General features: G+C 53.7%; 2 tRNA genes. Both read right to left on the bottom strand.

The window, feature by feature from the left end:
- Positions 1-49: 49 nt before the first annotated feature.
- Positions 50-123 (bottom strand) — tRNA-Ile (locus HMPREF2780_RS07230).
- 13 nt (positions 124-136) lie between these two features.
- Positions 137-210 (bottom strand) — tRNA-Met (locus tag HMPREF2780_RS07225).
- Positions 211-244 lie beyond the last annotated feature (34 nt).

Genomic DNA, 244 nt, shown 5'->3' with positions numbered 1-244 from the left:
CCGTTCCCTTCAGCCGGACTTGGGTAATCCTCCAGTATACAAAAAAACATGGACCTTGTAGGACTTGAACCTACGACCACTCGGTTATGAGCCGAGAGCTCTAACCAGCTGAGCTAAAGGTCCAACAAGATCATTATAGCGGCGAAGGGGATCGAACCCCCGACCTCCCGGGTATGAACCGGACGCTCTAGCCAGCTGAGCTACACCGCCATACAATCGGGAAGACAGGATTCGAACCTGCGAC

Source organism: Streptococcus sp. HMSC062B01, from assembly GCF_001811085.1.
GTDB lineage: Bacteria > Bacillota > Bacilli > Lactobacillales > Streptococcaceae > Streptococcus > Streptococcus gordonii.
Note: the sequence above shows the minus strand (reverse complement) of the source record. Positions and strands in the feature narration are given on the sequence as shown.